Origin of the sequence: Saccharopolyspora sp. ID03-671, from assembly GCF_045278815.1 — a bacterium.
Classification (GTDB): Bacteria; Actinomycetota; Actinomycetes; order Mycobacteriales; family Pseudonocardiaceae; genus Saccharopolyspora; species Saccharopolyspora ipomoeae.
Map to the genome: position 1 here is coordinate 6,425,264 of NZ_CP134054.1, position 24,550 is coordinate 6,449,813.

The following is a 24,550-nucleotide window of genomic DNA, read 5'->3' on the forward strand; positions in this document are numbered from 1 at the left end:
TGGGATGAGCAGCAAGGAACAGACCGGTCAAGCGGCGTACAAGGTGCTCGCCCGCGAACTGCGGGAGGCGATCCTGCAGCGCCGCTACGTCGACGGCACCCGGCTGCCCACCGAGGCCGAGCTCGCCGCCGAGCACCAGGTCAGCAGGCAGACCGTGCGCCGCGCGTTCCACGACCTGGTGGCCGAGGGCATGGTCTACCGGGTGCCGGGGCGGGGCACGTTCGCCGCGCCCCGCGAGGGCCAGTACCTGCGGCAGTTCGGGTCCATCGAGGACCTGATGGGCCTGTCGCTGGACACCCAGCTCGAGGTGCTGCGCCCGCTGCACCGCCGGGTCGACATCGACGCCGCCAGCCGCCTCCGGCTCGACAGCGACGCCGTGCACACCGTGGTGTTCCGCCGCACCCACGACGGAGAGCCGTTCTGCCACACCGCGGTTCACCTGCACCCGGCCGCCGCGGCCGTGCTCGCCGACGTGCCGGAGCTGACCGAGAGGGGCGCGGTCAGCGACGCCACCATCATCGGCCTGCTCGACACCCGGTTGTCGAACCCCATCGCCGAGGCCGAGCAGAGCATCACCGCGGCCGCCGCCGAGAAGCCCCTGGCGGACGCGCTGGGCTGCACCATCGGCGACCCGCTGCTGCGCGTGGACCGCATCTACCTGACCACCGACCAGCACCCGGTCGAGCTGGCCATCAACCACTTCCTGCCCGAGCAGTACTCCTACCGCGTCAAACTCCGCCGCAGCACGCACTAGTCGCGCGACGCGTCTGCCGTGCGCTCGGGCGAGCTGCACGGCAGGCGCCGGCGGCAGGAGCTTCAGCGGTGCGAGGCCGTCACCGGACGCGGTGCAGGCGGATCGCGGAGATGAGGAAGAAGATGCCGCCGAGTGTCGCGTACCCGGCGACGCCGGTCAGCGACGCGTTCGGGCTGCCGGCCATCAGGATGAAGCCGCCGCCCGCAGCGGTGGAGAGCCCGCCGCTGAGGATCATCGCCCACTGGCCGCCGAGCCGGTGGCGCAGGATCGCGACGACGAGCTGGACGATGCCTGCCGTGATCGCCCACAGCCCCCACACCCGCAGCACGCCGGGGATCCCGGACGTGGGCGCGACGACGAGCCCGATCGCCGCGAGCAGGCTCAGCGCCATGTTGAGGTGCAGCGGCGCTTTCGCGCGGGTGGTCCCGGAGGAGCGGAAGTCGATCACAGCGGCCGCGACGTCGAACAGCGGGTAGACCACGAGCAGGGCGATCACCGCCGGGCCGGTGGTCTCGGCCATCGCGAGCACCAGGGCGGCCCAGGCCACGGCGAATCCGAAGCGCGCGTAGTAGAGCGTTCGCAACGACCTGAGGCCGCGCGAGGCGTCCGGCGTCGGGCTCGCGCCCTGGGCGGGGGTTGCTTCAGGAGAACGGGACATCGGGTTGATCCCCTCGGAGTGGAGCACGTAGATAGAACGATCGGTCTCGTTCAGCGTGGACCTGTGCGCTCGGGTTGTCAAGAACGATCGTTCTATCTGCTAGCCTGAGCTGCGAATCTGCACGCTGCCGGAGCAGGGGGACCGATGTCGGAGGCGCGGGCGCGATTGCTCAGGGCGGCCACTCGGCTCTTCTACGCCGAAGGCCTGCACGCCGTGGGCGTCGACCGGGTCATCGCCGAAGCCCAGGTCACGCGCGCCACCCTGTACCGGCACTTCCCGAGCAAGGACGACCTGCTCGTCGCGTACCTGACGGAGGTCGACGAGAGCTTCCGCGCGCGAGTGGCCGAGGTCCGCGCCGCGGAGTCGAGTTCGGCCCGCAGCATCCAGGAGATCGGCCGGACGATCGCCTCCGACATCCGCACCTCCGGGTTCCGGGGCTGCGCGTTCCTCAACGCCGCCGCCGAGTACCCCGACCCGGAACATCCCGTCCACCGGGCGGTTCTCGCGCACCGGCAGTGGTTCCTGGAGACGATGGTCGACCTCTTCTCCGGCACCGGCAAGATCGACCCGGAACCGGCCGCCCGGCACTTCGTCATGATGCGCGACGGCGCCATGTCCGCCGGCTGCCTGACCGCTCCGGAACCGCTCTGCGAGACGTTCCTGCGCGGGGTGGAAGGACTTCTGACCTTCCGCAGCCGGGAAGCCGCGGGTTCCTGAAGCCGGAAGGCGGCCTGCGGCTGCGCGGATCCGGTGCTGATGGCCGGGCCGTTCCGCCGATCGTGATAGAACAGGGATGACCGGTGCGCCGGAGGGCTTTTCGGGGGAGGCCGCTGCTTCCGCGCCGAGCGAGTCCGGTGCGCGCCGAACTCGGCGACGAAGTAGGAGCAGGTGGACCCTCAGCAGTGGCTGGACGATTTCCAGCGGCGCATCGGTGACATGGCGGAGAAGTCCGCGAGTCTGCAGGAAGAGCTGGCCGGGGCGAACGCCACCGCCAGCTCCCCGGACGGGACCGTCGTGGTGACGGTGAGTCCGACGGGGGCGCTGCTGGACCTGGATCTGGGCAAGCGCATCACCGAGTACTCGCCGACCCGGATCAAGCAGATGATCCTCGACGTCGCCGGTCAGGCGCAGCGCCAGGCCGCGCACCAGGTCGCCGAGGTCTTCGCGCCCTACGGCGGCGACACCGAGGCGATGCGGCTGATCAACCGGCACCTGCCCCCGGACGACGACGAACCGGAGAGCGTGTTCACCGCGGCCCCGGAGGACTCCGATCCCGCCCCGTCAGCCCCGTCTGCGCCGTCGACCCGGCCGCGTCCCGAGTCGCGTCCGGACGACGAGGAGGAGACCGACGAGGACGAGCGGCCGTGGTGACGCGCGCCGGACAGGGGAGGGGAACCGATGACTGACGCGTTCGCGGGGGCCGGTGTCGTCGAGTCCGTCGCCGGGCTGAACCAGACGATCAACGCGGAGTCCGAGAGCGAGACCGAGAAGGTTCTCGACATGACCTTCGCCTCGATCGACGCGGCCGCCTCGATCGCGTCCACCGTGGTCGATCCGCTCGGCTCGGTGATCTCGGCGGGCGTGGGCTGGCTGTTCGAGCACGTGTCGATCCTGCGGGAACCGCTCGACGCGCTCATGGGCGATCCCGACGAGATCCAGGCCCACACCGAGGGGCTCAAGCAGCACAGCGACGACGTCAAGCAGATCGCCGACCAGCACCGCGAGGCCGTGCAGGCGTTCCAGGGCTGGACCGGCGAAGCCGCCGAGGCGTTCCGCAAGAGCATGCTGCAGCTTGCCGACGAGTACTCCGGCCTGTCGGAATCCGTGGCGACCACCGCGAACATCGCCGCCGTCAACGGAACCCTGGTCATCACGCTGCGCGATCTCGTGCGCGACATGATCGTCGAGCTGATCACCTCGCTGATCCAGGGCGCCCTGGTGGCGGTGTCCACGGCGGTGATCACCTTCGGTGCCTCGATCGCCGGGTTCGTCGCCTACACGATCGGTCGGGTGGCCGCGCTGGGCGTGGAGATCGGATCCAAGATCGCCAAGCTGATCGCCGCGTTCGCCCGGCAGGGAACCCGGCTCGCCAAGCTCGGTGACGCGATGGGCGACCTGACGAAGAACTTCGGCCGGTTCGCCGACGCGGCGGGCGTAGCGAGCATCGGCAACGACATCGGCCAGGCCGCGAACACCGCCTGACATCGACATCAGTCAATAACGACGTTCAGAGAGGACGAGTCGACCCATGGCTCGAAGCAGCACCGACGCACCCGGTTCCAGCGGCGACGCCGGCGGTGGCGCTCCCGGTGGCGGGCGCCCCGGCTCGTCCTCCGGTGGCGGGCAGCAGCCCCCGGGGCTGTCGCAGTCGTTCTCGGGCCCTGCGCCGGGCAAGGGCACCGGCATGCTCCCCGACGCGATGGACGCGATGACCGAGCACCTGAACCGGACCGGTGACCGGCTCTCGGCGATCGGGTCGAAGCTGGGATCCCAGACCGTGAGCACCGAGGCCTACGGGCTGGTCGGAAGCGGCGTGTCCGGCAGCACGAACCAGGCCATCACCAAAGCCGCCGACACGACCCGGGGCGCCGCGGGCGGTTCCAAGGACGCGGGCGCGGCCGTCAGGGCGTCGAAGGAGACCGCGCAGCTCCACGACGACAACAGCGCCGCCAGGCTCCGCGACATCGATCCCGACACCGATGTCCAGCCGGGCCGCGCGGAACCCGCCTCGACCGGGCCGCAGGGGAACGATGGTCCGCGCCTGCGCGAGTCGCAGAACGGGGAGTTCGGGGTCGCCGGGAACAAGGCCTACGCGGACAAGGCCACCATCGAGCGGTACGCGGCTCGGCTCGCTCCGAATTCCAGGATCACCCTGGAAGCGGGGAAACCGCTGGACGGCACCTTCAAGCACGAGATCGTGCCGGTCTTCAAGTCCGCGGAGGACGTGCCGCGCCCGCTCAAGGCCGAGCACGAACCCATCGCGGGGGAGTCCGAGCAGCAGCGCGCCGAGAAGCTCGCCGCGTTCCACAAGTCCCTGGACAACTCGATGGCGGACATCGTCAAGAAGCAAGGTGAGATTCACGCCTCCTTCCAAGAGGCGAACGCGAGGATCTTCCCGGGCGAGTCGGCGGAGAAGGTCGTCGCTGACAAGCACAAGGACGCGGCGATGAACCTGGCGCAGCAGAAGATGGGGATGCCCTGGATCGCCGCGCACCACGAGGAGATGTTCGGAACCAAGCCACCGACCGAGAAGCAGTACCAGGCGATGTTCTCCGACATGGTCGTCGGTCACGGTGCCACTCTCGACGCGGAACGACGCGCGACGACCGACGGCTTGCGGATGACCATGCCGAATGACTGCAAGCAGGGGGCGATGCAGCTCACCGGACGGGATGCCGCAGAGCTGAGCAGCGTGAACAACGATCCTCAACCCGGCCAGAACTACTACAAGAACTTCTCCGACAAGACCGGGTGGGAGAACCACTTCGCGACGGTCGTCGGCAAGGACGGCAACAGCGATCTGACCTTCGAGACCGCAGCGGACTTCAGCCGGGAGCAGGAGTCGAGCAAGACCTACGGGTACTTCGAGATGTACGAGCGCAACGGTCCTGACGGGCAGGGTTCGTTCGATTCGGAGATCACCGCGGCGAACGATCGGTACGCCGAGCGCAAGACCAAGGCGTTCGGCTGAGCTGCAGCACCTCCCGCGAGAGTCGGCCAAAGCTCCCAAAGCGGACCGAAAGGTGTGGCGGTTCTGCCGTTTTCGTTGTAGTCGTGTGACTTGTCTCGGCTGATCGGGCCGTTATGTTGCGCCGGAACGGTTCGAGCCCCGAGGGAGTGGCTGTGTACGAACAGGTCCTGGATCCGCTGTTCGGTTCGCTGGGATGGAGCGCGCTGGCCGCCGCGTTGCCGTTGCTGGTGCTGTTCGTCCTGCTGGGCCTGGTCCGGATGGCGGCGTGGAAGGCTTCGCTGATCGCCCTGGCCGTCTCCCTGGCGATCGCGGTGTTCATCTACCCGATGCCGGTCGGACCCGCGCTGCTGTCGGCGACGCTGGGCGCGGCGTTCGGGTTCTTCCCGATCCTGTGGATCGTGATCAACGCGATCTGGGTCTACAACATGACCGTCACGACGGGGCATTTCGACGTCCTGCAACGGACCTTCTCCCGCGTCAGCGGTGATCGCCGGATCCAGGCGGTGATCATCGCCTTCTGCTTCGGCGCGCTGCTGGAAGCCCTCGCGGGCTTCGGCACCCCGGTCGCGATCACCACCGTGATGCTGCTGGCGCTGGGCTTCACCCCGATCACCTCGGCGGTCGTCGCCCTGGTCGCCAACACCGCCCCGGTCGCCTTCGGGGCCCTGGCCTCGCCGCTGGTGACGCTGGCCAGCGTCACCGACCTGCCGCTGTCGGAGCTGGGTGCGATGACGGGTCGGCAGACCCCGATCCTGGCGGTGGTCGTGCCGATCGTGCTCGTGGGCATCATCGACGGTCTCAAGGGCGTCCGCGAGACCCTGCCCGCGACCCTGACCTGCGGTATCACCTTCGGCCTGGCCCAGTTCGCCGCCGCCAACTACATCTCCGTGCCGCTGGCCGACATCGTGGCCGCGTTGGTGGCAGCGGGCGCCACCGTGCTGCTGCTGAAGGTGTGGACGCCGCAGGGCGCCGCCGAACCCGACACCGCTGCGCACACCGACTCCCGCGCCGAGATCGTCCGCGCCTACGCCCCGTACCTGATCATCATCGCGGTGTTCGTGGTCGCCCAGATCGGCCCGGTCGGCGACCTGCTGGACGCGGTGACGGTGAAGTTCAACTGGCCCGGCCTGCACGTCGCCAACGCCGCGGGCGAGGAGCTGTCGCTCACCGACTTCAAGTTCAACTGGCTCACCAGCGCGGGCAGCCTGCTGCTCATCTCCGGCCTGCTGAGCATCGCCGCCATCCGCATCAGCGGCCGCGACGCGCTCGACCGCTACCTGGGCACCTACGCGCAGCTGAAGTGGCCGATCGTCACGGTCATGTCGGTGCTGGCCATCGCCTACGTCATGAACGCCTCGGGCCAGACCGCGACGCTCGGCAACTGGATGGCCGGAGCGGGCGGGGTCTTCGCCCTGATCGCCCCGATCCTGGGGTGGCTGGGCACCGCCGTGACCGGCTCGGACACCTCGTCCAACTCGCTGTTCGGCGCGCTGCAGGTCGCCGCGGCGAACAAGGTCGGCATCGACCCGGTCCTGGCCGCCGCCTCCAACGGCTCCGGGGGAGTGCTCGGCAAGATGATCTCCCCGCAGAACCTCGCCATCGCCGCGGGCGCGGTCGGCATGTCCGGCGAGGAGGGCGACATCTTCCGGCGGGTCCTGCCGTGGAGCGTCGTGTTCCTGGTGGCGATGTGCGCGCTCGCGTACCTGCAGTCCCTGCCGGTCCTCGCCTGGATGGTGCCGTAGGGAGCCGCAACGCGGTTGTCGAGCAGCGCGCCGTTCGCGGGACCTGGTTGACCTCCGCTGGGCGGGAACGTGCATGCTGGGGCGGTTAGATCAGGACCAGGCGCGGGGAGCGCCTGGTGAGCACCAGGGGGAATGCATGTCCGACAACGAGCGCCCGGAGATCGATCTCTCGCGCGACCCCGATCCCGGGGTCCCGAACCACGCCCGCCCCGAGGGCGCCGGCGTGGACCCGCTGATCGACCTCTCCCGCGACCCGAACCCGGGAGTTCCGAACCACGCCAAGCCCGACGACGAGGACTGAGGCGCTGACGAACGACGGCCGCGATCGGAATCCGATCGCGGCCGTCGTGCTGTCGGGGATCAGCTGAGGCGGTCGCCCTTGATCGCGTCGAGGAACGCCGCGAAGCCCTTCGGCGAGGGGCGTAAGACGGGCGAGTCCTCACCCGGTTTCGAATCCCGGATGAAGGCCGAGCCGGGCACGTTGGTGGCCACCTCGACGCACTTCTGCGCACCACCGCTGCGACCGGACTTCCGCCATCGCGGCGTGCTCATCTGCTGGGGCCTTGCTCAATCCGTCCGGATGCAGCGGCCGATCAGAGCGCGTGTGTCTTCTCCGTGCGCCGGGTGCCCATCCGACGTTGGAGCGCCGAGTGGTCAGCGGGCCTTGAGGGCGTTGCCGGAGAGGGCGAGTTGACGGCTCTGGGCGACGAGGCGGCCTCGGGAGTCGTAGACGACCGCGTCCTCGTTGAACCAGCCGTCGGCGCTGAGCGCGTCGCAGCGGGTGTAGGCGGCGATCGGGCCGGGGGCGGGGAGTCCGCGCAGCTGGTAGGTCAGCTCGACGGTGGGGCACCAGCCGCCGTGTCCCAGGCCGAACACCGTGGGCGGGAGCAGGTCGACCGCGATGATCAGCGACAGCGGGTCGAAGTCGGTGCCGTCGGTGAGCCGCATCCAGCCGCGCACCTCGTCGCCGGCGGTCTGGCCGCGCAGGAACGCCGTGGAGCCCGGGTCGAGGCGAACGTCGATGTGGCCGAGCAGGTTCTCGGCCGGTGTGCGGTGATCGGCGCACTCGTCGAGCGGTGTGATCGGGGGCTGCTCGCGGGCCTCCCACTCGTGCGCGGCGTCGGAGATCTCGCCCGCCGTGACCGTGGCTTCGATGCAGACCTTGCCGTTCTGCACCATGCGGGCGTGCGCGGTGGTGTACAGCCGTCCCCGCTTGACCGTCTCGGTGTGCAGCTCGACGTCGCCGACCTCCGGTGAGCGCAGGAAGTGCGCGCTGACCGCGAGGGGATGAGACCGCTCGGTCGCGGTGAGCGCGGCCTTGGTCAGCAGCGCCATCATGTACCCGCCGTGCGGGTTCTTCCCGAGCGACCACTCGGGGTCCAGAGTCGATCCGCAGACCCCGTCGCGGAGCTCTTTCGTGGTCAGCGCATCGATGAAGGAACCCATGCGCGGCACGTTACCTGGTCGATCGAGTTCCGGAATACACCTCGATCGGCCGTCGACTTCGCCTTGCAAAGGATCATCCGATGATGTGACCTGGGTTACGCAGGTCGGGTTGATCGCTGACGAAGGAGTCGGACATGAGCAGAATGCGGTTCGGGGTCTTCCTCGCCCCCTTCCACCCAGCGGGGCAGAACCCGACGCTGGCGATGCAGCGCGACCTCAAGCTGATGGAACACCTCGACTACGTCGGCTTCGACGAGGCGTGGATCGGCGAGCACCACTCGGCGGGCAGCGAGATCATCGCCTCGCCGGAGATCTTCATCGCCGCCGCGGCCGAGCGCACCCGCAACATCAAGTTCGGCACGGGCGTGACCTCGGTCAGCTACCACAACCCGCTGTGGGTGGCCGACCGGATGGTGATGCTCGACCACCTGACCCGAGGCCGGTCCATGCTCGGCGTCGGACCCGGTTCGCTGCCCACCGACTCTGCGATGATCGGGCTCAACCCCACCGACACGCGCGAACTGCTCGACATCAACTTCGACATCATCATGCGGCTGCTCGCCGGTGAGACCGTCACCGAGCAGACGCCGACGCACAAGCTCGTCGACGCCCAGCTGCAGCTGCGGCCCTACACCGAACCGCGCTTCGACGTCGCCGTCGCGGCCGTCGCCTCGCCCACCGGCCCGCGCCTCGCCGGACGTCACGGCACCGGCCTGCTGTCCATCGGCGCCACCCTCACCCAGGAGGGCTTCGACGCGCTCGCCCACCACTGGAACGTGGTGGAGGAGCGCGCGACCCACTTCGGGCAGCCCGCGCCGGACCGGTCGGGGTGGCGGCTGGTCGGGCTCATGCACATCGCCGAGACCCGCGAGCAGGCCTACAAGGACGTCGAGTACGGCATCGAGCAGTGGTTCACCTACTTCCAGAAGGTGGCCGCCTTCCCGCAGATGGCCGTCGACGGCACCAACATCCGCGAGATGATCGACTTCATCAACGAGGCGGGCATCGGCGCCATCGGCACCCCGGAGGACGCCCGCGCGCAGGTGCAGCGCCTGGCCGACCAGTCCGGCGGGTTCGGCGCGATGCTGCTGCTCGCGCACGAGTGGGCCAACCCCGAGGCCACCCGGCGCTCCTACGAGCTCATCGCCCAGGACGTCATGCCGCACTTCCAGGGCTCGGGCATCAGCCACCACGAATCGACCGTCCGCGCCAAGCAGCGGGCCCGCGACACCCGCAGCGGCCACGCCGAGCAGCAGATGGCCGCCGTCGACCACATGACGGAGAAGTACGCCAAGGAAGTCGCCGACAGCTGACAGCAGAGCACCGACGCGATCGAGGTTCGAAGGAGAACGCGCGATGTCGTTGGAACCCGCCTCTCAGGCTTTCCTGGCCGAGCTCGCCGCATCCGGTGACCCGCCGATCCACGAGTCGACCCCGGCGGTCGCCCGGATGAGCGGGCCGATCCTCGCCGGGCTCAGCGGCCGCGGACCGGAGGTCGCGTCGGTGCGCAACCTCAAGCTGGGCGGCGCGGGCGGCGCGTTCCGGGTCCGCGTGCTGCGGCCCGAGGGCGAGCCGCAAGCCGTCCTCGTCTACTTCCACGGCGGCGGGTGGGTGCTCGGCGACATCGACCTGCAGTACGACCACCTGGCCCGGAAGCTGGCGAACCTGACGCGCTCGACCGTCGTGCTCGTCAACTACCGCAAGGCGCCGGAACACCCGTTCCCGACCGCGATCGAGGACTCCTTCACCGGGCTGACCTGGGTCGCCGAGCACTCCGACGAGCTCGCGCCACCAGGCGCTCCGCTGATCGTGGCCGGGGACAGCGCGGGCGGCAACATCGCCGCCGTGATGACGCTGCGCGCGCGGGACCGGGGGCGGCCGCGCATCGACTACCAGGTGCTGGTGTACCCGGTGACCGACTGCGACTTCGACCGGCCCTCCTACGTGGCGCCGGAGAACCAGCTGATGCTGAGCCGGGACACGATGCGGTGGTTCTGGGACCACTACCTGCCCGACGAGCGAGCGCGGACCCACCCGGACGCCTCACCGCTGCGCGCCGGGACCCACGCGGGCCTGCCGCCCGCGCTGGTCTACGTCGCCGAGCACGACCCGCTGCACGACGAGGGCGTCGCCTACGCCGAAGCGCTGCGCACCGCCGGGGTCCCGGTGGACCTGGAGGAGGCGGAAGGGCAGATGCACGCCTACTTCCAGATGGTCAGCATCCTGCCCGGCGCCGAGACCGGCCTGGAGCTGGTGGCCAAGCACGTCAACGAGTTCATCGCGCGGTTCGGGGAGTCGGCATGACCCACCACGACGTGATCATCATCGGCGCCGGGTTCGCGGGCCTGTACCAGCTGCACCGGTTGCGCGGGCTGGGTTTCGACGTCCGGGTCGTCGAAGCCGGGGGCGACGTCGGCGGGACCTGGTACTGGAACCGGTACCCGGGTGCGCGCTGCGACATCGAGTCGATCGAGTACTCCTACTCCTTCGACCCCGACCTGGAGCAGGAATGGGACTGGACCGAGCGCTACGCCTCCCAGCCCGAGATCCTCGCCTACGCCCAGCACGTGGCGGAGCGCTACGACCTGCGCAGGGACGTCGTGCTCAACACCCGGGTCGAGGCGCTGGACTGGGACGACGAGGCGAACCGGTGGACGGTGACCACCGACGACGGCGCGACGAGCACCGCGCGGTTCGTGGTCGCGGCGACCGGGTGCCTGTCGATGCCGTCGAAACCGGAGTTCCCGGGCCGGGACGAGTTCCGGGGCGAGCAGTACTGGACGTCGAGCTGGCCGCACGAGGGCGTCGACCTGTCCGGCAAGCGCGTCGCGGTCATCGGGACCGGTTCGTCCGGGCTGCAGACGATCACCGCGATCGGGCCGGTCGTGGCGGGCATGGTGGTCTTCCAGCGCACCCCGTCGTACGCGATCCCCGCGCGCAACGGGCCGGTGGCGGAGCGGTTGCGCGAGGTCCGCGGCCACTACCCGGAGTTCCGCGAGCTGAGCCGGATGGCCAAGACCGGTTTCCAATGCGGTGAGGAGGAGACGGGCTGGTTCGTCGAGACCGATCGCGACACCGCCGATCGGGAACTCGAAAGGCGTTGGCTGGAAGGCGGTTTGTGCTACACGCAGACCTTCCAGGACGTGCTGCGCGACGCCGAGGCCAACGAGGCCGCCAGCGAGTACGTGCGCGCCCAGATCCGGCAGAAGGTCGACGACCCGGTCACGGCCGCCAAGCTCACCCCGACGTCCTACCCGGTCGGGGCGAAGCGGATGTGCGTGGACACCGGCTACTTCGAGACGTTCAACCGGGACAACGTGTCCCTCGTGGACATCAACGAGGAGCCGATCCGGCGCATCACCGAACGCGGCATCGTCGCCGGTGACACCGAGCACGAGGTGGACGTGATCGTGTTCGCCACCGGCTTCGACGCGATGACCGGGGCACTCAACGCCATCGACATCCGCAGCGGTGGGACGACGCTGCGCGAGAAGTGGGCGACCGGCCCGCGCACCTACCTCGGGCTGATGTCGGCGGGGTTCCCGAACCTGTTCACCATCACCGGCCCGCAGAGCCCGTCGGTGCTGTCGAACATGATGACCTCGATCGAGTACCACGTGGACTGGATCGCCAACGCCCTGCAGCACCTGCGCGACCACGACCTGGAGCGCATCGAACCCGACCCCGCGGCCGAGGACAACTGGGTCACCACCACCAACGACGTCGCCGACCTCACCCTCATGCCCCGAGCCGCCTCCTGGTACATGGGCGCGAACATCCCGGGCAAGCAACGGGTCTTCATGCCCTTCGTGGGCGGCGTGGGCACCTACAAGCAGTACTGCGACGGCATCGCCATCGCCCACTACCACGGTTTCGAACTCACCTGATTCCACCCCATCGGGCCACTCAAGACGAAAACCGCGGTTTTCGACCCGACGAAAACCGCAGTTTTCGATCGACGAAAACCGCAGTTTTCGATCGACGAAAACTGCGGTTTTCGATCGCGGTGTCGAAAACCGCGGTTTTCGTCGTGTGAATGCCGGGGTTTTCGAACGGGTGGGGCGCCTCCGGACCCGGTGGGTGTGCGGCGGGCCCGGAGGCGGGTTTCAGTCCGCTCGGAGCGGAGGCAGTTCGCCCGAGGTCTCGTAGTGGGCGAGCTGGTCGAGGCGGCGCTGGTGCCTGCCGCCCTCGAACTCCGTGGAGAGGAACGTGTCCACGATGAGCTCCGCTTCCGTCAGGGCGTGGAGGCGGGCTCCGATGGCGGCCAGCAGGGCGTTGTTGTGCCTGCGGGCCAAGCGCGCGACGTGGGCGTTCCAGACCAGGGCGGCGCGGGCCCCGGGAACCTTGTTGGCGGCGATCTGCTCCCCGTTCCCGGATCCGCCGATCACCACGCCCAGGCTGCCCTGGTCGGCGACCACCTGCCACGCCGCGTGGATGCAGAACGGCGGGTAGTCGTCGCTCGGGTCGTAGGTCGCCGGACCCACGTCGATCGTCTCGTAGCCCCGGTCGGCCAGCTTCTTCACCAGGTGGCTCTTGAGCTCGAAGCCGGCGTGGTCGGAGCCCAGGTAGACGCGCACCGCTCAGCCCGCCCGGACGGTGTTCAGCGAACGCCGGGCCGCGGCCACGACCGCGTCCGAGGTGATGCCGAACTCGGCGTAGAGGCGCTGGTAGTCCGCCGAGGCGCCGAAGTGCTCCAGCGACACGATCTCGCCCGCGTCACCGACGAATCGGTGCCACGGCTGGGCGATGCCCGCCTCCACCGCGACCCGGGCCCGCACCGACGGCGGCAGCACCGAACGCCGGTAGGACACGTCCTGGCCCTCGAACCACTCCACGCACGGCATCGACACCACGCGGGTCGCGATCCCGTCGGCCTCCAGGGCCTCCCGCGCGGCCACCGCCAGCTGGACCTCCGATCCGGTGGCGATGAGCACCACCTGCGGCACCGCCGCCGAGGCGTCGGCCAGCACGTACCCGCCGCGGGCCACGCCCTCGGCGTCCGTCCCGGCCAGCGTCGGCACGGCCTGCCGGGTCAGCGCCAGACCGGTCGGGCCGCCGGTGTTCTCCAGGGCCGCCTTCCACACCGCCGCGGTCTCGTTCGCGTCCGCCGGGCGGGCCACCGCCAGGTCCGGGATCGCGCGCAGGCTCGCCAGGTGCTCCACCGGCTGGTGCGTCGGACCGTCCTCGCCGAGACCGATCGAGTCGTGCGTCCACACGTAGATCACCGGCAGCCGCATCAGCGCCGACAACCGCACCGCCGGGCGCATGTAGTCGCTGAAGACCATGAACGTGCCGCCGTAGGGCCGGGTTCCGCCGTGCAGCGCGATGCCGTTGAGGATCGAGCCCATCGCGTGCTCGCGGATGCCGAAGTGCAGCGTGCGGCCGTAGGGGTTGGCCGACCAGGTGTCGGTGGAGATCGACTCGGGGCCGAAGGAGTCCGCGCCCTTGATCGTCGTGTTGTTGCTCTCGGCCAGGTCGGCCGAGCCGCCCCACAGCTCCGGCAGCACCTCGCCCAGCGACGCCAGCACCTCCGAGGACGCCTTGCGGGTCGCCACGCCCTTCTCGTCGGGCTCCCAGGTCGGCAGCCCGTCGGCCCAGCCGGCGGGCAGCTCGCGGGTGCGCATCCGGTCCAGCAGGGCCTTGCGCTGCGGGTTCGCCGCCGCCCAGGCGTCGAAGGCCAGCTGCCACTTCTCGCGCAGCGCCCGGCCGCGCTCACCGACGGCGCGGGTGTGGTCCAGCACGCCCTCGTCGACCTGGAAGCTGTCGTTCGGGTCGAAGCCCAGCAGCTCCTTGACCTTCGCCAGCTCGTCGGACCCCAGCGCGGCGCCGTGCGCCTTGCCGGTGTTCATCTTCGTCGGAGCCGGGTAGCCGATCACCGTGCGCAGCACGATCAGCGTCGGACGCGACGTTTCCTGCTGAGAGGCCTTGAGCGCGGCCAGGATTCCGGTGATGTTCTCACCGCCGTCGACGGTCACAACGTGCCAGCCGTAGGCCTCGTAGCGCTTCGCGGTGTCCTCCGACAGGGCGATCTTGGTGTCGTCCTCGATCGAGATGTCGTTGGCGTCGTAGATCACCGTGAGGTTGCCCAGCTGCTGGGTTCCCGCCAGCGACGACGCCTCGGAGGTCACGCCCTCCTCGATGTCACCGTCGGAGGCGATCACGTAGATGTGGTGGTCGAAAACGCTCTCGCCGGGCGCGGATTCGGGATCCAGCAGGCCCCGCTCGCGGCGCGCGGCCATCGCCATGCCCACCGCGTTGGCCAGTCCCTGACCCAGCGGGCCGGTCGTGGTCTCCACGCCTCGGGTGTGGCCGTACTCCGGGTGGCCGGGGGTGAGCGATCCCCAGGTGCGCAGCGCCTGGAGGTCCTCGACCTCCAGCCCGTAGCCGGCCAGGAACAGCTGCACGTACAGCGTCAGGCTCGAATGGCCCGCCGAGAGCACGAAGCGGTCGCGGCCCAGCCAGTCCGCGTCGTTCGGGTCGTGCCGCATGACGTGCTGGAACAGCGCGTAGGCCGTCGGGGCCAGGCTCATCGCCGTGCCCGGGTGGCCGCTGCCGCACTTCTCCACCGCGTCGGCGGCCAGCACGCGAGCGGTGTCGATCGCCCGGACGTCGAGTTCGGTCCAGTCATCGGGCACGTGGGAGGTGGTCAACCGGTCGAGCTGGTCGCTCACGCGGGGTACAGCGGTCATGGCGGGCACTCCTGAGTTCTCGGTGATTGCCAACGGTCCTACGCGGGCCACATCCGCGAATGTTCCGGGTGGTCGTCGTCGACGAGGCGGTGCGCCAGCGCGATCGCCTCGTTGCGGTCCAGGGCGTCGAAATCGGGTTCGTCGCGGGAGATTCCCTCGAAGATGGTGGCCAGGCGCTCGGCGTCGGCGACCGAGACGCTGGTGTCGCCGTCGAAACCGCCGTCGTAGCGCCGCCGCACGATCGCGGCGGCCTGCCGCAGCAGGGTGCGCTGCACGTCGCTCAAGTCCACCTGGCAGTTGCTGCCCATGTCTGGTTCTCCCTCTCGCTCAAGGTGATCCGCTACGCCGCGGGAATCGGGCGGGCCATCGCCCGGTGCAGCTCCTCCACCGCGGCGCGCTTGCCGCCCGGGTGGGAGAGCACGGCCGATCCGGCCACGAGGAGTTCGGCGCCCGCGTACCAGGCCGAGCGGGCGGTGTCGCGCGAGATCCCGCCGTCCACCTCGATCTTCAGCGCGCTGTTGGACACGTCCACCAGCGCGCGCATCTCGGCGACCTTGTGCTCCATCGCCGCGATGTACTGCTGGCCGCCGAAACCCGGGTTTACCGTCATGATCACGATCTGGTCGAGCTGACCGAGCACGTGACGCACGAAGTCCAGCGGCGTGGACGGGTTGACCGCCACGCCGGCCTTGGCGCCCAGTTCCCGGATGGCCGCCAGCGTGCGGTGCAGGTGCGGGCAGGTCTCGACGTGCACGATCACGGTGTCGCACCCGGCCTCGACGTAGTCCGCCAGCACCGGGTCCGGGTCCTGAACCATCAGGTGCGCCTCGAACGGGACGTCGCTGTGGGCGCGGCACGCGGCCACCACGTCGGCGCCGAAGGTCATGTTCGGGACGAAGCGGCGGTCCATCACGTCCCACTGGATGCGGCCGACACCGGCGTCGGTGAGGTCGGCGACCTCCTCGCCGAGACGCGCGTAGTCGGCGCCCAGCACCGATCCCACGATCGCCGGCTCGTTCCACGAGGAATGCGTGGTCGATCGCGTCGGTCGGGCGCGCAGCGTCGACTGCTCCACCATCGTCGAAGTTCCTCTTTCCAAGGGGTCACGGCTCGGAGAAGCGGGAAGGGGCGTGCGCCCCTTCCCGTCCCGCACCGAAATTCAGCGGATCTGGGCGCGCAGGGCCTTCGCGGCGGCACCCGGGTCGGCGGCGCTGTAGATCGCGCCACCGGCCACGGCCACGGTCGCGCCCGCTTCCTGCACGGCACCGATCGAGTCGGTCTTGATGCCACCGGCGATGGAGAACGGCACACCGGCCTGCTTGCCGTCGTCCAGCAGCGCCTGGATCGAGTAGCCGGGACGGGCCTGCTCGTCCAGACCGGCGTGGATCTCGACGAAGGACACGCCGAACTTCGAGACCTCGCGGATGCGGGCGACGCGGTTGTCGACCACCGCGATCATGTCGGCGACGACGTCCTTGCCGTGCTTGCGACCGGCGGCCACGGCACCCTTGACGGTGTCGTCGTCGGCGGTGCCCATGACGGTGACCAGGTCGGCGCCCGCGGTGAAGGCCAGGTCGGCCTCCAGCTCACCGGCGTCGGCGGTCTTCATGTCGGCGAACACGAGCTTGTCCGGGTGGGCGGCCTTGATGGCCGTGATCGCCCGCAGGCCCTCGGCCTTGATCAGCGGGGTGCCCAGTTCGAGGATGTCGACGTGCTCAGCGGTCTGGCGCGCCAGGGTCAACGCATCGCCGAGCGTGGCGACGTCCAGTGCTACCTGCAGCTTCACGATAATCTCCTCAATCGGTGGTGCTCTGCGGATTTCGGGCGCGGGTGATCCGCGAAACCGAGATCCGCGATGCGGTGAGCAATGTCCGGCGCCCGAACCGATCAGAATTCCGGGCGATGTGTGCGGATCACTAAAGATTCCGCGGGCTGCGCCTTTCCCGGCCCCGCAGTGGTGATCGGAGCCGCAAACGAGCAACGGCCTGTGACACTGCACGGATTCTCACCGTGCGGTCAACCTCTGCGGAACGAACGGCGGTCACGGCGGCACAAACGGTCTCCCACGCGCCTCCAGATGCCCGGAACCCCAGGTATGGGGCTTGTGCGATCACTTTCGCTGATGAAGCGATCAGGTATTGTTCACGTGATCTGAGAATGTGATCCGATTCCGCGGATCCGTTTGAGCCCATTTCAAAACCGTTCGTGCTTCCCCGGTATCTGTTCGTTCCCGTTTCGTTGACCGGACGTTGGCCGGCGTGCAGTCTCGCTATCCGATGCGGCACCGACCGCGTCTTGGTCCCGTGCTCCGCGAATTCCCGCGGGTTTCGGTGAAGAACTCGGCCCTCGCAACCGGACCGCTCGACGTCCGGTTGCGCATCGCGGCCTGGACGGAAGACATCCGAGTGGGGAGTGCCACGATGACCGACACCGTGAATCCCGGCGGCGACACGCTCAACCCGCCGCTGTTCAACTACGCGACCCTCGCCATCACCGGTGAGGTGGACCGGATCCGCCGCGGCGTGCAGCCCGCGGCCTGGGCCCGCGCCGGCTCGATGCTGCTCAAGGCTCCGGCGGTGTTCACCGTCGGCACCGGCCGCAGCGGCCTGGCCCTGCAGATGGCGGCGATGCGGCTGATGCACCTCGGCCTGTCGGTGCACGTCGTGGGCGAGGTGACCGCTCCGGCGATCGGCCCGGACGACGTCCTGATCGCCGCGTCGGGTTCCGGGACGACCTCCCGCGTGGTGCGGGCGGCGGAGACCGCGCGCAAGCAGGGCGCCAACGTCGTGTCCCTGACCACCGCGCCCGACTCGCCGCTGGCCGCGGTCTCCACCGAGGTCCTGGTCATCCCGGCCGCCGACAAGCAGGACTTCGACGGCAAGGCGTCCGACCAGTACGCGGGCAGCCTGTTCGAGCAGTCCGTCCTGCTGCTCACCGACGCCCTGTTCCACGCCCTCTGGCGCTCCAGCGGCACCCAGGCCACCGAGCTCTGGCGCCTCCACGCCAACTTGGAGTGAGCGGGTTCGCCACCGAGGCAACGGTCGAGACGAGGAGACCCTGAGATGCAGGAAACGCGAACCCGCAGCGACATCCACACCCTGGAGGCCGTGGCGCTGGGCGCCACCCAGCAGGCCGCGCTGGCCAGCTACCCGTGGGTGGGACGGCACGACAAGGACGCCGCCGACGCCGCGGCGACCGAGGCGATGCGCCAGGTCCTGGCCGACGCCCCCGGCCGCGGGACGGTGGTGATCGGCGAGGGGGAGAAGGACGAGGCCCCGATGCTGTTCAACGGCGAGACCGTGGGCAACGGCAACGGGCCCGACTTCGACATCGCCGTGGACCCGCTGGAGGGCACCTCGTTCTGCGCCAAGAGCCTCCCCGGGGCGATGGCGACCATCGCCTTCGCCGAACCCGGCACCCTCTGGTCGCCCGGGCCCGGCTTCTACATGGACAAGATCGTCGTCGGGCCCGGCGCCAAGGGCGTCATCGACCTCGACGCCCCACCGGAGTCCACCTTGGACAGCGTCGCGAAGGCGCTGGGCAAGAAGGTGTCCGAGATGCGCGTGGTCGTCATGGACAAGCCCCGCCACACCGACCTCATCGCGCGGCTGCTGGCCGCCGGTGCGGCGGTGCACACGCCCGCCGAGGGCGACGTCGGGGGCAGCCTGGAAGCGCTGCTGCCCACCGGTGACGCCGACCTGCTCCTGGGCATCGGCGGCACACCGGAAGGCGTGATGACCGCCGCGGCCGTGCGCGGCCTGGGCGGCGACATGCTGGGGCGGCTCGCCCCGCAGCGCCAGGAGGAAGCCGACGCGATCCGCGCGGCAGGCATGGACCTCGATCGCATCTACACCTGCGACGAGCTCGTCGGCGGCGACGCCCTGTTCGCCGCCACCGGTGTGACCAGCGGTTCGCTGCTGGGCCGCCCCCGGGAGTCCGAGGGCGCCCTGCTCGCCGAGTCGCTGCTGGTCTCCCGCGGTCAGGTGCGCCGCATCGCGCACACCACCTTCGGCTCGATGCCCCGGAAGTGAGGAGCTCCGGTGACTCTGCACCTGGACGACCTTCGCGTTCGCCACCTCGGTGAATGCCGCCACGACTCGCCGCTGGCCGATCTGGTCGCGGACAAGAAGACCTCCCCGCACTACGTCTCGGAAGGGGATCGGGTCCTGCTCGACGACACCGTGTCGATGCTCGACCGGCGGGGCATGACCCCCGATCAGCTGCCGAGCTTCGAGGCCGCGGGGCCGCGTCGCAAGATCTACTTCGACCCGGCCGAGGTCACCGCGGGCATCGTGACCTGCGGTGGCCTGTGCCCCGGGCTCAACGACGTCATCCGGGGCCTGGTCCAGGAGTTGACGGTCCAGTACGACGTGAAGCGGATCCTCGGTTTCCGGAACGGTTTCCGGGGGCTGACCGCCCAGCACCGGCACGACACCGTCGACCTGACGCCCGACGTGGTGCGCGACATCCACAACTCGGGCGGCACCATCCTCGGCAGCTCGCGCGGCGGGCAGGACGCCGACGAGATGGTCGACACGCTCGTGCTGCGCGGCGTCAACGTGCTGTTCGTCGTCGGCGGCGACGGCGGCATGAACGCCGCCACCAACCTGGCCGCGGCCATCCGCGCCCGGGGTCTGGACATCGCCGTGATCGGCGTGCCCAAGACCATCGACAACGACCTGCCCTACACCGACCAGTCCTTCGGGTTCCAGAGCGCGTTCGCGCAGGCCGCGAACTTCATCTCGTCGGTCTCCATCGAAGCCTCGGCCAGCCCGGACGGCATCGGGATCGTGAAGCTGATGGGCCGGCACTCCGGCTTCATCGCCTGCTACGCGTCGCTGGCCCGCAACGCCGCCGACATCGTGCTCATCCCGGAGGTGCCGTTCCGGCTGGAAGGCGAGGACGGGCTGCTGGCCAGGGTCGAGCGCCACGTGCGCGACAAGGGCTTCGTGGTCATCGTGGTCGCCGAAGGCGCAGGTCAGGACGTGCTCGCCGAGCGCGGCCTGCTTCAGGGCGGCGCCACCGACGCCTCCGGCAACGCCAAGCTGGGCGACATCGGGCTGCTGCTGCGCGAGACCATCAGCGCCCACCTCACCGAGGCGGGGCTGTCACCGACGGTGCGCTACATCGACCCCAGCTACGCGATCCGCAGCGTCACCGCCAACGCCTACGACAGCGTGTACTGCCTGCGCCTGGCGCACAACGCGGTCCACGCGGCGATGGCGGGGCGCACCGAGACCGCGGTGGTGCGCTGGCGCCGCCGGTTCGTGCACGTGCCGATGCCGCTGATCATCAGCCACCGCAACGAGGTCGACCCGGACGGTGATCTGTGGATGTCGGTGCAGGAGGCCACCGGTGGGCTCGTGGCGCCCAGCGACGGCCGCAAGCTCGACCGGCCCGGCATCCCGGGCGCACCCCGGCAACGCGGTGCCGGGGTCGTCGCGGGCTGACCGCTGGTTGTCGCGGCAGCACCGCTCGTGGTCCGTTCGGCAGCGGTCGTGGTGCTCTGCTTGCCGCGCGATTCCAGCACGACGTAACTTTCGCCACGATGCCGCGAAACCTGAGCGCAGGAGGCGACCGCGCTCGGGTTCGCGGCCTGTTCCAGCAAGTCAGCGGTCCGCGCGGCGGCGTGGCCCGGCCCGGTTCCCCTCGCGAGCTCCGCGCGCGCCGGGTTGGTTGAGAAGACCAAAGGCGGTCTGAAGATGGCGGACATGCAGCGACTGACCTTGCCGACCCGCAACGCGGGCAAGCCCACGGTCTACGGGGCGTGGGAGCGGTTCGTGCGGGGTGAGGACGACATCGCGGGCGTGCGGCCCGAGGTGGCGCTGTCCTGGCACCGCTGCCGGGACCAGTACCGCGTCGACCCGAAGCTGACGGAGGCGCCGGTGGCCATCACCGACGTCGACCACAGCCTGGAGCACGACGTGGTGATCGCCGAGCTGGGCTTCCGCGCCGCCTCGGTCGTCGACGAGGTCAGCAGCATCGGAGGCGTGGTCACCGTCGCCGACGCGAGCGGGCGCGTGCTGGCCGAGTGGGGCAACAAGGACACCCGGAACTTCGCGGCGAAGGCCAACCTCGCGCCGTGGTACTGCTGGTCGGAGAGCGCCACCGGCACCAACGGCATGGGCACCGCGCTGGAGACCACCGCCCCGGTGGTCATCCGCGGGCCCGAGCACTGGTGCCAGGCGTTCCACGACTGGAACTGCGCGGGCGTGGCGGTTCGCGACGTGGTCACCAAGCAGCCGGTGGCGGTGCTCAACATCTCCTGCTGGCGCAGCGAGCTGCCGAAGGCGGCCGGTGCGTGGTTGAGCAACGCCGCCAGCCGCACCCAGTTCACGTTGCGCCGCCGCGCCCGCGACGCCGGCGCCGAGCTCATCGCCGCCTACAACCACGCCCGCTCGCGCGCGGCGGTGTCGCTGGCGGCGGTCGACCCGTCGGGCCGCGTGGTCATCGCCGACGACCGCGCGGGCGTGCTGCTGGGCGTCCCCAGCTGCACCCCGGCGCCGGACCCGGCGGAGCGCTGGAACCCCGGTCTGCCGGGACTGATCCGCGCCGTCCGCTACGCCGCCAAGCAGGCCTCCCGCAACCCCGACTGGGTCGGGTCCACGCAGATCTTCACCCACCTGGCCGATGAGCCGACGCCGGTGAGCATCCGGCCGGTGTTCCAGTTCGGGCACCTGGTGGGCAACATCGTCGTGTTCGGCACCTCCGAGGGCGAGCAGATGCCGCGCTCCGAGCCGGGCGCGACCGTCCCGGAGCAGGGCAGGGCGCCGCGGATCGTGGCTTCCCGGGAGAACCGGATGGTGCTGCTGCGCCCGCCGGAGGTCGCCTTCGCCGAATCCGACGGCAGCGACGTGTGGCTGTCGACCGACCAGGGCAAGCTGCGGGCCTCCTCCCCGGCGCTGGACAAGATCGAACGCGAGCTGGGCGGCGCCGGGTTCCTGCGGGTGCACCGGCAGTACGTCGTCAACCTCGACCGGATTCGCGAGGTCGAGCGGGGTTTCAAGGGCGAACTGGCCCTGGTGATGGACAACGAGGCCAACACGATGGTGCCGGTGTCGCGGCGCAACGCCCCGGTGGTGCGCAAGGCGCTGGGTCTTTGAGACGCGAGGCGCTGGGTCTTTAATACGCAAGGCGCTGGGCCCCTGAGAGTCGTGGGAAGGAGCTTCCATGCCGGAGAACCCCGATGCCATCGCGGTCACGCGCAACTACGACCAGAGCGTGAAGCGAGCGGCCGAGCGGTCCCGCCACCAGCCGGCGGCCGGGGGCAGCAACCAGGACTGGTGGCCGCGTCGGCTGAACCTGGAGATCCTGGCCAAGCACCACCCGAGCCGGAATCCGCTGGGCGAGGACTTCGACTACGCCGCCGAGTTCGCGACGCTGGACCTGGACCAGGTCGCGCGCGACATCGACCGCGCGCTCACCACGTCGCAGGACTGGTGGCCCGCTGATTTCGGTCACTACGGGCCGCTGGTGCTGCGGATGGCCTGGCACTGCGCGGGCACCTACCGGGTGGGCGACGGTCGCGGCGGCCCGTGCTCGGGTTTGCAGCGGTTCGCTCCGCTGAACAGCTGGCCGGACAACCGGAACCTGGACAAGGCGCGGCGCCTGCTGTGGCCCGTCAAGCAGAAGTACGGCCGCAAGCTGTCCTGGTCCGACCTGATGATCTTCGCCGGGAACCGGGCGCTGGAGTCGATGGGCTTCCGCACCCTGGGCTTCGCCGGTGGCCGCGAGGACGCGTGGGAGTCCGACGCCGACATCTACTGGGGTCCCGAGCGCACCTGGCTCGGCGACGAGCGCCACACCGGCATCCGCGACCTCGAAGAACCCCTCGCCGCCGACGAGATGGGCCTGATCTACGTCGACCCGCAAGGTCCGGCGACGCTGCCGGATCCGATCGCGGCGGCGCGTGCCATCCGCGACACCTTCGCCCGGATGGCCTTCGACGACGAGGAGACCGTCGCGCTCATCGTCGGCGGGCACTCCTTCGGCAAGACCCACGGCGCCGGCGACGTCTCGCACCTGGGCGCGGAGCCGGAGAGCGCGGACCTGGAGCACCAGGGACTGGGCTGGAGCAGCGACTTCGGGACCGGCAAGGGCCCCGACACGATCTCCACCGGCCTGGAGGGGACCTGGACGCCCAACCCCACGCAGTGGGACAACGGCTTCCTGGAGACCCTGTTCGGCTACGACTGGGACGTCGAGCTCAGCCCGGCCGGGGCGTGGCAGTGGATTCCGCGCGGCGACCAGGGCCACGGCACCATCCCCGACGCCCACGACCCGCTGAAGCGGCACCGGCCGACGATGCTCACCACCGACCTCGCGCTGCAGGAGGACGAGCAGTACCGGAAGATCGCGATGCGGTTCCTCGCCCGGCCCGAGGAGCTGGAGGACGCGTTCGCTCGGGCCTGGTTCAAGCTCACCCACATCGACATGGGACCGGTCCAGCGCTACCTCGGTCCGCTGGTGCCGCAGCAGCGCTTCCTCTGGCAGGACCCGGTCCCGGCCGTCGACCACGAACTGGTGGACGGCGACGACGTCGCCGAGCTCAAGCGGCGGGTCCTGGACTCGGGGCTGTCGGTGTCGGAGCTGGTGTTCACCGCATGGGCATCGGCCTCGACCTACCGGAACAGCGACAAGCGCGGCGGCGCCAACGGCGCCCGCATCAGACTCGAACCCCAACGCGACTGGGAGGCCAACGATCCCGAGATCACCGGACCCGTTCTGGCCGAGCTCGAACGGATTCAGGAGGTCTTCAACGCGGAACAGCCTGGGACCAAGCGGATTTCGCTCGCCGACCTGATCGTCCTCGCCGGTTGCGCGGCCGTGGAGCACGCCGCCGGCCACCGGGTCCAGGTGCCGTTCGCGCCGGGGCGCACCGACGCCACCCAGGAGTGGACCGACACCAGGTCGTTCGCCGTCCTGGAGCCCCGCGCCGACGGGTTCCGCAGCTACCTCGGCGCGAAACCACCCCTGCCGTCGGAGTACCTGCTCGTCGACCGGGCCAACCAGCTCACGCTGAGCGCCCCCGAGATGACGGTGCTCATCGGCGGGCTGCGGGTGCTCGGGGCGAACCACCGCGGATCGCTGCTGGGCGTTCTCACCGAAACACCGGGAACCCTGGGCAACGACTTCTTCGTGAACCTCCTCGACATGAACACCGAGTGGTTTCCGCAGGGCGGGATCTTCACCGGACACGATCGGAGCAGCGGAGCGCAGCGGTGGAAGGCGAGCCGGGTGGATCTCGTCTTCGGCTCGAACTCCGAACTCCGCGCGATTTCCGAGGTGTACGCGAGCGATGAGGACAAGTTCCTGCACGACTTCGCCGCCGCGTGGGACAAGGTGATGAACCTGGACCGCTTTTGACCGAAATCGTGCGCTGGAGTAAGGTCCTGGGCCCTTCGCGGCACCAGGACCTTACTCGTTCTCCGGCGGTTCACCGAAGGCCCTGACGAGCACGAATCCGGTTGGGCGGTAGCTAATTCCGGGGGAGCGGTGGGGCACGGCAGGTTAGCGGTCAGCCCTTCCTATGTGGTTGCGGTCACCGTAAAATTTCGAAGTATCACAGGT

The 24,550-nt window shown here is 69.9% G+C and carries 23 protein-coding genes; 15 read left to right on the top strand and 8 right to left on the bottom strand.

Going from position 1 to position 24,550, the window contains the following annotated elements; all coding sequences use genetic code 11:
- The first annotated feature begins 4 nt into the window (after window positions 1-4).
- Window positions 5-754, top strand: coding sequence for a GntR family transcriptional regulator (locus tag REH65_RS29835; protein WP_406690081.1), 750 nt, complete (start codon window positions 5-7; stop codon window positions 752-754).
- Window positions 755-833: 79 nt separating this feature from the next.
- On the opposite strand, the gene REH65_RS29840 is transcribed toward REH65_RS29835, so the two are convergent.
- A complete protein-coding gene (locus tag REH65_RS29840) occupies window positions 834-1,412 on the bottom strand; it encodes a hypothetical protein (RefSeq protein WP_406690082.1) in 579 nt (192 codons plus the stop codon).
- A 144-nt stretch (window positions 1,413-1,556) separates the two neighbouring features.
- Here REH65_RS29840 and REH65_RS29845 point away from each other — a divergent pair, with 144 nt between their 5' ends.
- The 6 genes from REH65_RS29845 to REH65_RS29870 all read left to right on the top strand — a co-directional run bounded on the left by REH65_RS29845 (window position 1,557) and on the right by REH65_RS29870 (window position 7,146).
- Window positions 1,557-2,129 carry a TetR/AcrR family transcriptional regulator gene (locus tag REH65_RS29845; RefSeq protein ID WP_406690083.1) on the top strand — a complete coding sequence of 191 codons (573 nt, stop codon included), beginning with the start codon at window positions 1,557-1,559 and terminating at the stop codon, window positions 2,127-2,129.
- Between the two features lie 171 nt (window positions 2,130-2,300).
- Entirely contained in the window at window positions 2,301-2,783 is a 483-nt protein-coding gene (locus REH65_RS29850; RefSeq protein WP_406690084.1) for a YbaB/EbfC family nucleoid-associated protein, read from the top strand.
- 27 nt (window positions 2,784-2,810) lie between these two features.
- Window positions 2,811-3,614 (top strand): WXG100 family type VII secretion target, encoded by an 804-nt coding sequence (locus tag REH65_RS29855; protein ID WP_406690085.1) that lies wholly within the window; start codon window positions 2,811-2,813, stop codon window positions 3,612-3,614.
- 46 nt (window positions 3,615-3,660) lie between these two features.
- A complete protein-coding gene (locus REH65_RS29860; RefSeq protein WP_406690086.1) occupies window positions 3,661-5,103 on the top strand; it encodes a hypothetical protein in 1,443 nt (480 codons plus the stop codon).
- Between the two features lie 152 nt (window positions 5,104-5,255).
- Window positions 5,256-6,845 carry an L-lactate permease gene (locus REH65_RS29865; protein WP_406690087.1) on the top strand — a complete coding sequence of 530 codons (1,590 nt, stop codon included), beginning with the start codon at window positions 5,256-5,258 and terminating at the stop codon, window positions 6,843-6,845.
- A 136-nt stretch (window positions 6,846-6,981) separates the two neighbouring features.
- Complete coding sequence (locus REH65_RS29870) at window positions 6,982-7,146, top strand: hypothetical protein (RefSeq protein ID WP_406690088.1); 165 nt, start codon at window positions 6,982-6,984, stop codon at window positions 7,144-7,146.
- A 59-nt stretch (window positions 7,147-7,205) separates the two neighbouring features.
- On the opposite strand, the gene REH65_RS29875 is transcribed toward REH65_RS29870, so the two are convergent.
- Both REH65_RS29875 and REH65_RS29880 read right to left on the bottom strand, forming a co-directional pair.
- Window positions 7,206-7,397: a DUF397 domain-containing protein gene (locus REH65_RS29875; RefSeq protein ID WP_406690089.1), complete on the bottom strand. Its 192-nt coding sequence runs from the start codon at window positions 7,395-7,397 to the stop codon at window positions 7,206-7,208.
- A 102-nt stretch (window positions 7,398-7,499) separates the two neighbouring features.
- A complete protein-coding gene (locus REH65_RS29880) occupies window positions 7,500-8,291 on the bottom strand; it encodes a thioesterase family protein (protein ID WP_406690090.1) in 792 nt (263 codons plus the stop codon).
- Window positions 8,292-8,425: 134 nt separating this feature from the next.
- Between REH65_RS29880 and REH65_RS29885 the strand changes: the two genes are divergently transcribed.
- The 3 genes from REH65_RS29885 to REH65_RS29895 are packed head-to-tail and all read left to right on the top strand — an operon-like array spanning window position 8,426 to window position 12,178.
- The gene (locus REH65_RS29885) at window positions 8,426-9,604 is read left to right on the top strand and encodes an LLM class flavin-dependent oxidoreductase (protein WP_406690091.1); all 1,179 of its coding nucleotides are present in this window, start codon (window positions 8,426-8,428) and stop codon (window positions 9,602-9,604) included.
- Between the two features lie 43 nt (window positions 9,605-9,647).
- On the top strand, window positions 9,648-10,595 hold the full coding sequence (locus REH65_RS29890) for an alpha/beta hydrolase (RefSeq protein ID WP_406690092.1): 948 nt from the start codon (window positions 9,648-9,650) through the stop codon (window positions 10,593-10,595).
- Window positions 10,592-12,178 (top strand): flavin-containing monooxygenase, encoded by a 1,587-nt coding sequence (locus REH65_RS29895; RefSeq protein WP_406690093.1) that lies wholly within the window; start codon window positions 10,592-10,594, stop codon window positions 12,176-12,178. The genes REH65_RS29890 and REH65_RS29895 overlap by 4 nt, the downstream gene beginning before the upstream one ends.
- 219 nt (window positions 12,179-12,397) lie before the next feature.
- On the opposite strand, the gene REH65_RS29900 is transcribed toward REH65_RS29895, so the two are convergent.
- The 5 genes from REH65_RS29900 to hxlA all read right to left on the bottom strand — a co-directional run bounded on the left by REH65_RS29900 (window position 12,398) and on the right by hxlA (window position 16,766).
- Window positions 12,398-12,868: a ribose-5-phosphate isomerase gene (locus REH65_RS29900; RefSeq protein WP_281456754.1), complete on the bottom strand. Its 471-nt coding sequence runs from the start codon at window positions 12,866-12,868 to the stop codon at window positions 12,398-12,400.
- Window positions 12,869-12,871: 3 nt separating this feature from the next.
- The gene (gene tkt / locus REH65_RS29905) at window positions 12,872-14,980 is read right to left on the bottom strand and encodes a transketolase (protein WP_406690094.1); all 2,109 of its coding nucleotides are present in this window, start codon (window positions 14,978-14,980) and stop codon (window positions 12,872-12,874) included.
- A 38-nt stretch (window positions 14,981-15,018) separates the two neighbouring features.
- The gene (locus REH65_RS29910) at window positions 15,019-15,288 is read right to left on the bottom strand and encodes a hypothetical protein (RefSeq protein ID WP_406690095.1); all 270 of its coding nucleotides are present in this window, start codon (window positions 15,286-15,288) and stop codon (window positions 15,019-15,021) included.
- Window positions 15,289-15,320: 32 nt separating this feature from the next.
- Window positions 15,321-16,058, bottom strand: coding sequence for a ribulose-phosphate 3-epimerase (rpe, locus tag REH65_RS29915; RefSeq protein WP_406690096.1), 738 nt, complete (start codon window positions 16,056-16,058; stop codon window positions 15,321-15,323).
- 81 nt (window positions 16,059-16,139) lie between these two features.
- On the bottom strand, window positions 16,140-16,766 hold the full coding sequence (hxlA, locus tag REH65_RS29920) for a 3-hexulose-6-phosphate synthase (RefSeq protein ID WP_281456758.1): 627 nt from the start codon (window positions 16,764-16,766) through the stop codon (window positions 16,140-16,142).
- A 634-nt stretch (window positions 16,767-17,400) separates the two neighbouring features.
- Here hxlA and hxlB point away from each other — a divergent pair.
- The 5 genes from hxlB (at window position 17,401) to katG (ending at window position 24,346) form a co-directional block, all read left to right on the top strand.
- A complete protein-coding gene (gene hxlB / locus REH65_RS29925; protein WP_406690097.1) occupies window positions 17,401-17,997 on the top strand; it encodes a 6-phospho-3-hexuloisomerase in 597 nt (198 codons plus the stop codon).
- Between the two features lie 45 nt (window positions 17,998-18,042).
- A complete protein-coding gene (glpX, locus tag REH65_RS29930) occupies window positions 18,043-19,011 on the top strand; it encodes a class II fructose-bisphosphatase (protein ID WP_406690098.1) in 969 nt (322 codons plus the stop codon).
- Window positions 19,012-19,020: 9 nt separating this feature from the next.
- Window positions 19,021-20,430 carry an ATP-dependent 6-phosphofructokinase gene (locus REH65_RS29935; protein ID WP_281456761.1) on the top strand — a complete coding sequence of 470 codons (1,410 nt, stop codon included), beginning with the start codon at window positions 19,021-19,023 and terminating at the stop codon, window positions 20,428-20,430.
- 261 nt (window positions 20,431-20,691) lie between these two features.
- Complete coding sequence (locus REH65_RS29940; RefSeq protein ID WP_406690099.1) at window positions 20,692-22,083, top strand: LytTR family transcriptional regulator DNA-binding domain-containing protein; 1,392 nt, start codon at window positions 20,692-20,694, stop codon at window positions 22,081-22,083.
- 67 nt (window positions 22,084-22,150) lie between these two features.
- Window positions 22,151-24,346, top strand: coding sequence for a catalase/peroxidase HPI (gene katG / locus REH65_RS29945; protein ID WP_406690100.1), 2,196 nt, complete (start codon window positions 22,151-22,153; stop codon window positions 24,344-24,346).
- The last annotated feature ends 204 nt before the right edge of the window (window positions 24,347-24,550 follow it).